General features: G+C 63.2%; 14 protein-coding genes. 6 read left to right on the top strand and 8 right to left on the bottom strand.

Features of this window, described 5'->3' with window-relative positions; all coding sequences use genetic code 11:
• Window positions 1–63: 63 nt before the first annotated feature.
• Window positions 64–270, bottom strand: a complete 207-nt coding sequence (locus P1U48_RS03225; RefSeq protein ID WP_301067136.1) for a cold-shock protein — start codon at window positions 268–270, stop codon at window positions 64–66.
• A gap of 372 nt (window positions 271–642) precedes the next feature.
• Between P1U48_RS03225 and groES the strand changes: the two genes are divergently transcribed.
• The 3 genes from groES (at window position 643) to P1U48_RS03210 (ending at window position 4,200) form a co-directional block, all read left to right on the top strand.
• Window positions 643–930 (top strand): co-chaperone GroES, encoded by a 288-nt coding sequence (gene groES, locus P1U48_RS03220; RefSeq protein WP_301067135.1) that lies wholly within the window; start codon window positions 643–645, stop codon window positions 928–930.
• 43 nt (window positions 931–973) lie between these two features.
• Window positions 974–2,623 (top strand): chaperonin GroEL, encoded by a 1,650-nt coding sequence (groL, locus tag P1U48_RS03215; protein WP_301067301.1) that lies wholly within the window; start codon window positions 974–976, stop codon window positions 2,621–2,623.
• Window positions 2,624–3,060: 437 nt separating this feature from the next.
• The gene (locus P1U48_RS03210) at window positions 3,061–4,200 is read left to right on the top strand and encodes an alpha-D-ribose 1-methylphosphonate 5-triphosphate diphosphatase (protein WP_301067132.1); all 1,140 of its coding nucleotides are present in this window, start codon (window positions 3,061–3,063) and stop codon (window positions 4,198–4,200) included.
• Window positions 4,201–4,302: 102 nt separating this feature from the next.
• On the opposite strand, the gene P1U48_RS03205 is transcribed toward P1U48_RS03210, so the two are convergent.
• The 3 genes from P1U48_RS03205 to P1U48_RS03195 form a co-directional block, all read right to left on the bottom strand.
• Entirely contained in the window at window positions 4,303–5,367 is a 1,065-nt protein-coding gene (locus P1U48_RS03205) for a 5-(carboxyamino)imidazole ribonucleotide synthase (protein WP_301067131.1), read from the bottom strand.
• On the bottom strand, window positions 5,360–5,848 hold the full coding sequence (gene purE, locus P1U48_RS03200; RefSeq protein WP_301067130.1) for a 5-(carboxyamino)imidazole ribonucleotide mutase: 489 nt from the start codon (window positions 5,846–5,848) through the stop codon (window positions 5,360–5,362). The genes P1U48_RS03205 and purE overlap by 8 nt, the downstream gene beginning before the upstream one ends.
• 110 nt (window positions 5,849–5,958) lie before the next feature.
• Window positions 5,959–6,183 carry a DUF465 domain-containing protein gene (locus P1U48_RS03195; RefSeq protein WP_301067127.1) on the bottom strand — a complete coding sequence of 75 codons (225 nt, stop codon included), beginning with the start codon at window positions 6,181–6,183 and terminating at the stop codon, window positions 5,959–5,961.
• Window positions 6,184–6,379: 196 nt separating this feature from the next.
• On the opposite strand from P1U48_RS03195, the gene P1U48_RS03190 reads away from it, so the two are divergent.
• Together P1U48_RS03190 and P1U48_RS03185 are read left to right on the top strand one after the other, a co-directional pair.
• Window positions 6,380–6,793 carry an Hsp20 family protein gene (locus P1U48_RS03190; protein WP_301067125.1) on the top strand — a complete coding sequence of 138 codons (414 nt, stop codon included), beginning with the start codon at window positions 6,380–6,382 and terminating at the stop codon, window positions 6,791–6,793.
• Window positions 6,794–6,797: 4 nt separating this feature from the next.
• A complete protein-coding gene (locus tag P1U48_RS03185) occupies window positions 6,798–7,031 on the top strand; it encodes a DUF1150 family protein (RefSeq protein WP_301067123.1) in 234 nt (77 codons plus the stop codon).
• A 92-nt stretch (window positions 7,032–7,123) separates the two neighbouring features.
• Here the strand turns inward: P1U48_RS03185 and P1U48_RS03180 are convergent, their stop codons facing one another.
• The 3 genes from P1U48_RS03180 to trxB form a co-directional block, all read right to left on the bottom strand.
• Window positions 7,124–7,999: a glycosyltransferase gene (locus P1U48_RS03180; RefSeq protein ID WP_301067122.1), complete on the bottom strand. Its 876-nt coding sequence runs from the start codon at window positions 7,997–7,999 to the stop codon at window positions 7,124–7,126.
• A gap of 72 nt (window positions 8,000–8,071) precedes the next feature.
• The gene (locus P1U48_RS03175; protein ID WP_301067121.1) at window positions 8,072–9,787 is read right to left on the bottom strand and encodes a bifunctional sulfate adenylyltransferase/adenylylsulfate kinase; all 1,716 of its coding nucleotides are present in this window, start codon (window positions 9,785–9,787) and stop codon (window positions 8,072–8,074) included.
• Window positions 9,788–9,985: 198 nt separating this feature from the next.
• Window positions 9,986–10,930 carry a thioredoxin-disulfide reductase gene (trxB, locus tag P1U48_RS03170; protein ID WP_301067120.1) on the bottom strand — a complete coding sequence of 315 codons (945 nt, stop codon included), beginning with the start codon at window positions 10,928–10,930 and terminating at the stop codon, window positions 9,986–9,988.
• 178 nt (window positions 10,931–11,108) lie between these two features.
• On the opposite strand from trxB, the gene P1U48_RS03165 reads away from it, so the two are divergent.
• Window positions 11,109–11,609, top strand: a complete 501-nt coding sequence (locus P1U48_RS03165; RefSeq protein ID WP_301067119.1) for an Lrp/AsnC family transcriptional regulator — start codon at window positions 11,109–11,111, stop codon at window positions 11,607–11,609.
• A 106-nt stretch (window positions 11,610–11,715) separates the two neighbouring features.
• Here P1U48_RS03165 and P1U48_RS03160 read toward each other — a convergent pair whose 3' ends face one another.
• Window positions 11,716–12,405, bottom strand: coding sequence for a Hint domain-containing protein (locus P1U48_RS03160; RefSeq protein WP_301067116.1), 690 nt, complete (start codon window positions 12,403–12,405; stop codon window positions 11,716–11,718).
• Window positions 12,406–12,585: the final 180 nt, after the last annotated feature.

Genomic DNA, 12,585 nt, shown 5'->3' with positions numbered 1-12,585 from the left:
GGCGGCCCCCCCCCGCTTTTCCAGTTCGTTCACATCCTGCCCGCGAGGGGCAGGCCCTTGTCCTTAGGACAGGGTCAGGTTCGACGCGCTTTCGCGACCGTCGCGGCCCGGTTCGATGTCGAAGGTCACTTTCGCGCCTTCTTCCAGCCCGGTCATGCCCGAACGTTCCAGTGCGCTGATGTGCACGAAAACGTCTTTGCTGCCGCCATCGGGTGCGATGAAGCCGTAACCTTTGGTGGTGTTAAACCATTTCACAACGCCAGTAGCCATTGTGTGTCTCCTTACTCATGCTGCCCGCAGAATGCGGCAACTCGGCTCGTCCAAGCATCCGAAGCCTGTAGCCGTGCAGCAAACAGTAGATCGACGGTAGAAACTAAGCGTCATACAGATGGCCTTTTTTCGGCAACTTTTCAAGTAGCATTTCTTTGATTTTGAGGACACAGGCGCGGATTTTGAGGACACAGGCGCGGGTGCGCGCAACGCGTCAATTGCAGTTGTTTTTTCGAAATCCTTTGCTTGACAGCCCCCCGTGGCCTCCTTACCTACGCGCTGTTAGCACTCGATCAAAGCGAGTGATAACGGCTTCGCCGGGAACGCCCGCGAAGTCTCTTGTGGGAAACTTTGAGCCAAGGAGCCTCAGAGATGGCATTTACACCGCTGCATGACCGGGTGCTGGTTCGCCGCACCGAAAGCGAAGAAAAAACCAAAGGCGGGCTGATCATCCCCGACAGCGCCAAAGAAAAGCCGGCCGAAGGCGAAGTCGTCGCCGTGGGCGCCGGTGCCAAGGATGACGACGGTGACCGGATAGCAATGGACGTCAAGGCGGGCGACAAGATCCTGTTCGGCAAATGGTCGGGCACCGAGATCACGCTCGACGGCGAAGAGCTGTTGATCATGAAGGAAAGCGACATCATGGGCATTCTTGCCTGATTTCGCCGATCCCGTTGAATTCACAAAGATTTGAGGAGTCATACTGATGGCTAAAGAAGTCAAATTCGGCACCGAAGCCCGGAACAAGATGCTGAAAGGCGTCAATATTCTGGCCGACGCTGTCAAGGTTACGCTGGGCCCGAAAGGCCGCAACGTGGTGCTCGACAAATCCTTCGGCGCACCGCGGATCACCAAGGACGGTGTTTCGGTTGCCAAGGAAATCGAACTGGAAGACAAGTTCGAGAACATGGGCGCCCAAATGGTGAAGGAAGTTGCTTCCCGCACCAATGACGAGGCCGGCGACGGCACCACCACCGCGACGGTTCTGGCTCAGGCCATCGTCAAGGAAGGCATGAAATCGGTCGCAGCGGGCATGAACCCGATGGACCTGAAACGCGGCATCGATCTGGCCACCGCCAAAGTCGTGGCAGCGATCAAAGCCGCCGCGCGTCCGGTTTCGGACAGCGACGAAGTCGCCCAGGTCGGCACCATCTCGGCCAACGGCGAAGTCGAAATCGGCCGTCAGATCGCGGATGCGATGCAGAAGGTCGGCAACGAGGGTGTCATCACCGTCGAGGAAAACAAAGGCCTGGAGACCGAGACCGATGTGGTCGAGGGCATGCAGTTCGACCGTGGTTACCTCAGCCCCTATTTCGTGACCAATGCCGACAAGATGATTGCAGAGCTCGAAGACTGCATGATCCTGCTGCACGAAAAGAAACTGTCCAGCCTGCAGCCGATGGTGCCGCTGCTGGAGCAAGTGATCCAGTCGCAAAAACCGCTGCTGATCATCGCCGAAGACGTCGAGGGCGAAGCCCTGGCAACCCTGGTGGTGAACAAGCTGCGTGGCGGTCTGAAAATCGCAGCCGTCAAGGCCCCGGGTTTCGGCGATCGTCGCAAGGCGATGCTGCAGGACATCGCGATCCTGACCGGCGGCCAGGTGATCAGCGAAGAGCTGGGCATGAAGCTGGAAAGCGTCACCATGGACATGCTTGGCACCGCCAAGAAGGTCGAGATCACCAAGGACGAGACCACCATTGTGGACGGTGCCGGTGACAAGGCAGAGATCGAAGCGCGCGTCGCCCAGATCAACACCCAGATCGCTGACACGACCAGCGATTACGACCGCGAGAAGCTGCAGGAACGTGTTGCCAAACTCGCCGGCGGCGTGGCCGTTATCCGGGTTGGCGGGATGACCGAAGTGGAAGTGAAAGAGCGCAAAGACCGTGTTGACGATGCGCTGAACGCAACCCGAGCTGCGGTCCAAGAGGGCATCGTTGTCGGTGGTGGCGTGGCCCTGGTTCAGGCGGCCAAGGTGCTCGAAGGTCTGAGCGGCGCCAATGCCGACCAGAATGCCGGCATCACCATCGTTCGCAAAGCCCTGGAATCGCCGCTGCGCCAGATTGCCGAGAATGCCGGTGTGGACGGTGCCGTTGTCGCGGGCAAGATCCGCGAGAGCGAAGACGTCAAATTCGGCTTCAACGCGCAGACTGAAGAATATGGCGACATGTTCAAATTCGGCGTTATCGACCCGGCCAAAGTTGTGCGCACCGCTTTGGAAGACGCGGCTTCGATCGCCGGCCTGCTGATCACCACCGAAGCGATGGTGGCCGACAAGCCCGAGCCGAAAGGCGCCGGTGGCGCTGGCATGCCCGACATGGGCGGCATGGGCGGCATGGGCGGCATGATGTAAGATCAGATTCGCTCCGCGAATTTGATCTCGGAGGCGGCAGGAGAGTGGCAAGGCCATTCTTCGAGAGCCCCCGGCCCGATCTGAGCAAAGGGGCCCCGGCAACGCGGGCCCCTTTGTCCTGCGGAATTCGAAACGCGAATTTGACCGACAGGCGACAGTGGGTCGGCCCCGGCCAATCTGCGAGCGCCCACCGCTCAAAGCATCACAAAGGGGTCCCGTCTGGGGCCCCTTTTCTTATGTGCGCGGGGCGAGGGCAGGGGGCGGTCTGCCTGTGCCGGGCCAGCGCTGAAATTGTGTCAATGCAGGTCAAACCCACCAGCGCCACTGCCGCGGATCACGCTGCGCTCGCTTCGGGCGGGTTGATCCATGCCCCGGCCTTTTCGGCAATCTGACGCCCGGGCTGTTCGACGACGGCGCTTGGCGTTATGCCGGGCGCCATGTTGACCCCCTTTCATATTACCGATGCCCGCATCCTGCGCCCTGACGGGCTGAGCACGGCACCGCTCGGCCTGGCCGGTGGTCTGCTCAGTGAGGCGACGCCGGGACGGGCGGTGTCGTTGCCGGGCTGGCTGGTGCTGCCGGGGATCGTCGATCTGCATGGCGACGGGTTCGAGCGCCATCTGGCACCGCGCCGGGGCGCGATGCGCGATCTGCGCCAGGGTCTGTGCGCCACCGAGGCCGAGCTGGCGGCGAACGGCATCACCACCGCGGTGCTGGCCCAGTTCTGGAGTTGGGAGGGCGGCATGCGCGGCCCCGATTTTGCTCTGGCGATGCTGGCGGCGCTGGCGGAGATGCCGGGCGCCTTCACCACCGATCTGCGGGCGCAATTGCGGGTCGAGACCCATCTGATCGACGACTATCCCCGGATTGCCGAGGCCATCGCGCGCTTCGGTGTCGGTTATGTGGTGTTCAACGATCACCTGCCGCATGCGGCGCTGGCAGCCGGGCGCAGCGTGCCACGGCTGGTTGGGCAGGCGCTGAAATCCGGTCGCTCACCCGAGGCGCATCGGCAGCTGATCGAGGCGCTGCACGGGCGCGGCGGCGAGGTGCCGGAGGCGGTGACGGCGTTGGCCGCAGATCTGGCGGCGCGGGGGCTGCGCCTGGGCTCTCATGACGATGCCAATGCGGCGGCGCGGGCGCTCTGGCGGGGGCGCGGGGTGCGGATTTCCGAATTTCCCGAAAGCCTGGCGGCGGCCGAGGCGGCGACGATGGCGGGCGATGCGGTGGTTATGGGGGCGCCGAATCTGCTGCGCGGCGGCTCTCACGCCGGGCATGTGGCGGCGGCAGAGGTGGTGCGGGCCGGATTCTGCGACGCGCTGGCCTCGGATTATCACTATCCCGCGCCACGGCTGGCGGCGCTGGCGCTGGTGGCCGAGATCGGCTGGCCCGCGGCCTGGGCGCTGGTGTCGGAACGGCCTGCCGGGCTGTTGGGGCTGACGGATCGGGGCCGCTTGCTGCCGGGTTTGCGCGGCGACCTGGTGATCCTTGATCCCGAGAGCGGTGTCGTCGGCGCGACCCTTGCGGCGGGCGAGATCCGCTATGCCGCCGGGACGGTGGCGGCGGCGCTGATCGGCTGAGGGCGGGTCGGGCCGGGAACCTGGGCGCGAAGAGTTGCGATTTCCTGTGGAAATCGCCAGGCCTCCGGCGGGGATATTTTTGACCAGAGGAAGCGGAGGGCGTTAAGTGGCCCGTGGCTTGACGATATTGACATGGCCCATCTTGCGGCCCGGCCGGGTTTCGGCCTTGCCATAGAGATGCAGGGCGCTGTCGGCTTGCCGGGCAAGGGCCGGGACCTGGTCCATGTCATCGCCGATCAGGTTCTGCATGGTGACGTCACTATGGCGGCTGCCATCGCCCAGCGGCCAGCCCGCGATGGCGCGGATATGCTGTTCGAACTGATCGACAGCACAGCCGTTCTGGGTCCAATGGCCGGAATTATGCACCCGTGGGGCAATTTCATTGACCACCAGCCCAGCGTCGGTGACGAACAATTCCACCCCCAGCACCCCGACATAATCGAGCGCGTTGAGAATCCGCGAGGCCAGCAGCACCGCATCGGTCCGCAGCATCGCCGGGATCGGCGCGGGAACACTGGTGGTGCGCAGGATGCCGTCGCTGTGGTGATTGACGCCGGGGTCATAGCAGGCGACCTCGCCCGTCGGGCTGCGCGCCGCGATCACCGAGATTTCGGCGTTGAAATCGACAAGACCCTCAAGGATCGCCGGGGCGCCTGCCAGAGCGGCCAGTGCCGCGGCCGCGTCATCGGCTGAGGCGAGGCGCATCTGCCCCTTGCCGTCATAGCCGAAGCGGCGGGTTTTCAGGATCGCCGGGGTGCCGATATCGGCGATGGCCGCGGCCAGGCTGGCGGCCTCGTCGACGGCGGCATAGGGGGCGGTGCTCAGCCCGAGATCTTGCAGAAACGCCTTTTCGGTGAGCCGGTCCTGAGAGATCCGCAGCGCCTCGCGGTTGGGGTGGATCGGGCGCAGCTGTTCGAGCTGGTCGAGGGTCGAAGTCGGAATGTTTTCAAACTCATAGGTGATCACATCGACCGATTGGGCAAAGGCCCGCAGCGCGGTCTCGTCGTCATAATCGGCAGTGGTCAGCGCATGGGCGACATCGCCGGCGGGCGGGGTGGCGCCGGGTTCGAAGATATGGCAGCGCAGGCCCAGCCTTGCGGCGGCCAGCGCCAGCATCCGGCCCAATTGGCCGCCGCCGAGGATGCCGATGGTGCGGATGTCACTCATCAGCCGGGCTTTCGGGGATCGAGGCGGTGAGGGCGGCGCGCCAGGCGTCGAGCCGCGCGGCGAGCGCCGCGTCCGAAGTGGCGAGGATCGCCGCCGCCATCAGCCCGGCATTGGCCGCGCCGGACGCGCCGATCGCCATGGTGGCGACCGGATAGCCACGTGGCATCTGGACGATGGAATAGAGGCTGTCGACGCCGGACAGTGCTTTGGTCTGCACCGGCACGCCGATCACCGGCAGCCGGGTTTTCGACGCCATCATCCCGGGCAGATGCGCCGCGCCGCCGGCCCCGGCGATGATCACCTTGAGGCCGCGCCCGGCGGCCTCTTTGCCATAGCTCCACAGCCGGTCGGGGGTGCGATGGGCGCTGACGATGCGGGTTTCATAGGCGACGCCCAGCTCGTCCAGGATCAGCGCGGCCTGTTTCATCGTTGGCCAGTCGGATTGACTGCCCATGATGATGCCGACGGTCAGATCTGCCATTTGGGTCTCCCTCGATCCACGCGGTTCGGGTTATAGCCGACGGCGGCGCACATGCAATCGTCAAGGCGGGATGCATTTGGCAGCTCTGGCTGAGCGCCGGTCAGTCCGGGTCAGGCGATGATATCCGGGGTCAGCCGGTCTTCGATCGCGGCGATCTTGTCCTTGAGGTGCAGCTTTTGTTTCTTCAACCGTTGCAGGGTCAGCGCATCGGCGGTGCCGCTGTCATGCAGGGCGCGGATGGCGGCGTCCAGATCCTGGTGCTGGCGGCGGAACACCTCGAGCTCGACGCGCAGCACCTCATCATTCTTCATCGAGATGTCATTCTGTGCGTTCATCGGAGAGCCTCTGTCTGCAAGCTGCGCTACAGAGTATCGCGGCGCGCGGGTCTGCGATAGCCCCGGCAGGGATGAAATCCTGACGCAGGCCAATGCGCCCCCAGATCTTGCACCGGGCCCGGTCTGCCCCCATATTTACCGCAAGAGGATTGCCGCAACGGGATCCCGCTGATGGTCGCTTTGTAAGGACACGTCGATGACGAAACTGAGTTTGGGCTCGCATCCCTATCTGCTGGGGTTCGAACAATTGGAACGGCTGCTGGAACGCAATGCGAAATCCGGCAACGAGGGTTACCCACCGTTCAATATCGAACAGACATCTGACACCTCGTATCGGATCACCCTGGCGGTCGCCGGGTTTGCCGAGGCGGATCTGTCGATCACCGTCGAGGATCGGCAATTGGTCATCCGTGGCCGCCAGACCGAAGAGGGCGATGACCGGGTGTTTCTGCACCGCGGCATCGCGGGGCGGCAATTCCAGCGCTCTTTCGTGTTGGCCGAAGGGGTGGATGTGGGTGAGGCACAGATGGAAAACGGGCTGTTGCACGTTGACCTGAACCGGGCCGAACCAGAGCGCGTGGTGCAAACCGTGCGGATCAGGAAGGGGTAGAGCTATGAATGAACAATATAATGTGAATGCAGTGGGCGAAGGTGAACAGCAGATCGTTTACATCCGTCCGGTGGCGGTGAAAGAACTGCCCGAAGAGGTGCGTGAGCAGGCCGAGGGCGCTGATACTGTCTATGCGGTCTGTGACGCCGATGGCGAACGGCTGGCGCTGGTGAAAGACCGCAAGCTGGCCTTTATCCTGGCGCGCCAGCACGATTATGTACCGGTGACGGTGCACTGATCTGAAACGATCTGCGCCCGGCGTTTTCCGGCGCCGGGCGCGGGTCTTTGACGGCTGAGACGGCTAAGGCTGCTGGCTGAAACCTTGCCGCCTCAGGGCCAAATGCCATAGGTGGCGCGCATATATTCGATACAGGCCTTGTTCGCCTGGCCGCGGTTCAACCCGGCATGAACGGCGGCGTGCAGCGGCTGAGCGGTGTCAGCATCGCCTGCCGGAATGAACGGATGCCCGGCGTCGAGCCAGATCGGCACCCCGTTCTTGCCGATCATTCCGGACAGCCAGACATCATCGACCGAGCGCAGCTCGTGCGGGATTTCAAAGGCGTCGTCGTCAAAGAACTCCGGGCGCACCAGCACCCCGCCATAGCCCAGCACGACGTCGACATAACCAGACCGCAGGTGTGAACGCCGGGTTGCGACCGGCTGTGGCTTGCCGGTCAGGCGGCCCTTGATCCAGCGCAGCAGACGGCGGGTTTGATAGACCGGATCGGTCTTGCGCCACAGCCGCAGGGCCCGTGGCTGATGCGCGCGTTCCATTGTGGCGGGCGCATCGTCGCGCGCCTCGGTGCCATCTGAGGCAATGGCCGCGTTCGGACGCTTGGCGCGCTCCTTTAGGAACCGCGCCGCCCAGTTGGGCGGGTAAAGCGCATCATCGTCGCAGAACAGGATGTCGACATCCTGACCCTTGAATTCCTGAACCGCAGGCAGAACCTTGGTGGCGGGGCCAAAGTCGCGCTCGCAGACATGCACCTCAACCCCCTCCGGCACCTGCGGGAGGCTGCCGTCGTAATCGGGAAAGCGCGGATAGGATTTCGGAATATAGACGATGATCTTGTCCGGCTTCGCCGTCTGTCGCAGCAGGCAGTCCAGAGTCGGGCCAATCTTGTCAAAGCGCGGTGGCACCGTGGAAAGAGAGATCACAAACATATCGGTCACATCCAGCCGTGGTTTCGGTTCCGCGCTTAACATGGGTGGTGGGGTTGGAAAAGCCAAACGCCCGGAGAGTGCTCCGGGCGTTTTATGCGATCAGGGGAAGGGTGCTTAATGCGCCGCGATCAGCCCCATGCTTTCCAGCTTCAGGATCACCTGATGGGCGCAATTGTCGACCTCGACATTTTCCGTGTCGAGCGCCAGTTCCGGCGTCGCGGGCACATCGTAGGGGTCGGAAATCCCGGTGAATTCCTTGATCTTGCCTTCGCGGGCCAGCTTGTACAGGCCCTTGCGGTCGCGGCGTTCGCATTCTTCGATGCTGGTCGCCACATGCACCTCGATGAAGGCGCCGAATTGTTCAACGTCTTCACGCACCGCACGGCGGGTGGTGGCATAGGGCGCGATCGGGGCGCAGATGGCGATGCCGCCGTTCTTGGTGATCTCACTGGCAACATAGCCGATGCGGCGGATGTTCAGATCGCGGTGTTCCTTGGAAAAGCCGAGTTCGGAGGACAGGTTCTTCCGCACGATATCGCCATCCAGAAGGGTGACCGGGCGACCGCCCATCTCCATCAGCTTGACCATCAGGGCGTTGGCGATGGTGGATTTTCCCGAGCCGGAAAGGCCGGTGAAAAACACGGTGAACCCTTGTTTGGAGCGCGGTGGCCGGGTCTTGCGCAGCTCTGACACCACTTCCGGGAACGAGAACCATTCCGGGATCTCCAGCCCTTCGGCCAGGCGGCGGCGCAGTTCGGTGCCCGAGATGTTGAGGATGGTGACGTTGTCGCGGTCGGCGATTTCGTCATTGGGTTCGTATTGGGCGCGCTCCTGCACATAGACCATGTGCTTGAAATCGACCATTTCGACGCCGATGTCGGCCTGATGTTCGCGGAACAGATCCTGCGCGTCATAGGGGCCGTAGAAATCTTCGCCCTGCGAATTCTTGCCGGGTCCGGCATGGTCGCGCCCGACGATGAAATGGGTGCAGCCGTGGTTGGCGCGGATCAGCCCATGCCAGACCGCCTCACGCGGGCCGGCCATCCGCATGGCGAGGTTCAGCAGGCTCATCGTGGTGGTCGAGGAGGGGTATTTGTCCAGCACCGCCTCATAGCAGCGCACCCGGGTGAAGTGATCGACATCGCCAGGCTTGGTCATCCCGACCACCGGGTGAATCAGCAGGTTGGCTTGCGCCTCTTTCGCGGCGCGAAAGGTCAGCTCCTGATGCGCACGGTGCAGCGGGTTGCGGGTCTGGAAGGCGACGACACGGCGCCAGCCCAGTTTGCGAAACAGGGCGCGCAGCTCGTTCGGGGTGTCGCGGCGGCCACGGAAATCGTAATGCACCGGTTGCTGAATGCCGGTGACCGGCCCGCCGAGGTAGATCTTGCCTGCCGTGTGATGCAGATAATTCACCGCCGGATGGGCGATGTCATCGGCGCCAAAGACCTTGACCGCCTCGTTGGATTTGTCCGGGGTCCAGCGGTCGGTGACCGTCATGGTGCCGAGGATCACGCCCTCCTGGTCGCGCAGCGCGATGTCCTGACCCAGTTCGATCGTGTCGGCAAAGTCTTCGGAGACGTCGAGGGTGATCGGCATCGGCCAGAGCGACCCGTCGGTCAGCCGCATCTCTTCGACCACACCGTTGTAATCGGCCTCCGACAGGAACCCTTTCAGCGGGTTGAAGCCGCCGTTCATCAGCAATTCGAGGTCGCAAATCTGGCGCGGGGTCAAATCCCAACTGGTCAGCTCAGCCGCCTCCAGCTTCAACTTCTGGGCGCTGTCATAGGATACGAACAGTTCGGGGATTGGCGCGAGATTGGCGATGTGCATGGGGAACCTTCGTGATTGGGGAAACCGGTCGGGTGGGAACCCGTTGCGCGGCCTTCTAGACCCACAGTCAGGGCGAGCGCAAGCGTTGCAGGCGCGGGTTGGCAGAATGGGAAGAAAAAGACGCAAAAACGCCGCGTAGCCCGGGGATTTTCCCGAATATCACGGCGAATTCGGGCATTCAGACCGGGGGTTTTTCGGTCAATCTTCGGCTTCGGCAAGGAACCGTTCGGCATCCAGCGCCGCCATGCAGCCCATACCGGCGCTGGTCACCGCCTGGCGATAGACATGGTCGGTCAGATCCCCGGCGGCAAAGACCCCGGGGATGCTGGTCGCGGTCGATCCCGGCATCACTTTGACATAGCCGCCGTGATGCAACTCCAGCTGATCCTTGACCAATTCGCTGGCCGGGGCATGGCCGATGGCGACGAACACCCCCTTGGCCGGAATCTCGGTGATCGCGCCGGTCTCGACATGTTTGACCTTCACGTCGGTGACGCCCTTGGGGTTGTCGTCGCCGACGACCTCTTCCAGCTCGTGATGCCAGAGCGGTACGATCTTTGGGTTCTTCATCAGCCGGTCGATCAGGATCTTTTCCGCCCGCAATTCGCCGCGGCGGTGGATCAGCGTCACCTTGGAGGCGAAATTGGTCAGGAACAGCGCCTCTTCCACGGCGGTGTTGCCGCCGCCGATCACCACGATCTCCTGACCGCGATAAAAGAACCCGTCGCAGGTGGCGCAGGCGGACACGCCAAAGCCTTTGAACGCATCCTCGGAGGGCAGGCCCAGCCATTTGGCGCGGGCGCCGGTGGCCAGGATCACCGCGTCGGCGATGAAGTCCGCGCCGCTGTCGGCCTTGGCCTCGAACGGACGTTTTGAGAGATCGAGCGAGGTGATGATATCCGAGATGACCTCACAGCCCATCGCCTTGGCATGGGCTTCCATCCGGATCATCAGGTCGGGGCCTTGCACCTCGGTGTCGCCGGGCCAGTTTTCGACCTCGGTGGTGGTGGTCAGCTGGCCGCCCGGCTCGATCCCCTGGACCAGGATCGGCGACAGCATCGCCCGGCTGGCATAGATTCCGGCGGTATAGCCTGCCGGTCCGGATCCGATGATCAGAACCCTGGTTTTGCGTGTCTCGGCCATGTCGGACTCTCCTCTGTCAGCCGGGTCTATCTAGGCGCGGGGCGGCGGCGGCGCAACCGGGGCACAGCGGCTATGCCGCTGGCGGGCATGCTGCGAATGGAATGTTGCGCCAGCGCGAAATATTGTTGCGCGGACGGGCGGTATGGATATAACAAACGCAATCCTGGGAGGGTAGCATATGGCCGGTGCCCGGCTCGATCCGATTGACCGCAAGATCCTGGCCGAGCTTCAGGCAGACGGTCGGATGACCAATGTCGAACTGGCCCGGCGGGTTGGGATTTCGGCACCACCCTGCCTGCGTCGGGTGCGGGCGTTGGAGGACCAGCAATTCATTCGCGGCTTTCACGCCGATGTCGACACACGGGTGCTGGGTTTCGAGGTGCAGGTCTTTGCCATGGTCGGGCTGTTGAGCCAGGCCGAAGCGGATCTTTCGACTTTTGAAGAGCGCTGCCGTGCCTGGCCGCTGGTCCGCGAATGTCACATGCTGAACGGCGAGGTGGATTTCATCCTGAAATGCGTCGCGCCCGACCTATCGACCTTTCAGACCTTCCTGACCGAGGAACTGACCGCCGCCGACAATGTCGCCAGCGTCAAGACCTCGCTGGTGATCCGCTGCGCCAAGGATGAGCCGGGGGTGCCGTTTGATGTGCTCGAGGACCGGTTGAGCCGGACAGCTTGAGCCAACCCGTCTGATCCGGGCCACCTGATCCCCTCTGAAACCGACCCAGGTTAACGCAAATGGCCCCGCCCGGCGGGAAGGGCCGCAGAGTGCACGCGTGGCCAGGTCAGGCGGCGGATTGCTTCATCATCAGGGTGCGCAGTGACATGCGCGGATGCGCCAGCAGCCCGAAATCCGCCAATTCATCCAGATGCGGGAACAGCGACACGAACAGCGCCAACTTGTTCGGGCCCATGGTTTCCGCAAGGTGATAGCCGGGGTGATAGGATTCGACGGCGACCTCATTGGCAAAGATCGTGGCATGCTGGGCGAGGCACAGGTGGAAGGTTTCCAGCGCCGCCGGCGGCACCACCTCGAACACGCTGTCGCCGTCAACGAAATCGGTAAAACTGGTGTAGGACTGGCCGCGCAACTCGTCATCGCGCAGCATGTCGGGCGAATGCAACATCCGGGCACCGGGGCCGACCATCAGATCAGAGGCCGGTTTGCCCTGGCCGAACCGGTCGCCGGTGATCCGGGTCAGGCGCGATTGTGCCGGATCCACCACCGGGGCGCTGGGCACCAGGGTCATCGAACCGATCCAGGTGATTGCCTGGGGGCCGTTTTCCAGGGTTTCCACCAATTGGCCGGGGCGCAGATCCTCGATCGCGCGCGGCCCGTCCGGGGTGGAGATCAGGGTGCCACGGGCAAAGGCGTTGAAGGCGTTTTCAAATTCCGCCGTGGCCGGGGCCATATGTTCGCTGACCCGCTCATACCCCTTCACCCCGATCGTGGCGTTGGTGTAGCGGCGCAGCAAGGGGCCGCGACGTTTGGCTAAGGACAGCTCAGCCGGGAGGGAACCGTGCCCGAAGGCGCGAGGAGATATCGTCATGTGTGAACCCGTTCAATTGGGTGTCACATCCGCGCTGGCCCCCACCAGCAACGACAGACGGACAGTCGTGCAGCAATGGGTCAAATGTGCCTAGAAACTGGCCAA

This window comes from Pseudooceanicola sp. (assembly GCF_029213205.1).
GTDB lineage: Bacteria > Pseudomonadota > Alphaproteobacteria > Rhodobacterales > Rhodobacteraceae > Pseudooceanicola.
Note: the sequence above shows the minus strand (reverse complement) of the source record. Positions and strands in the feature narration are given on the sequence as shown.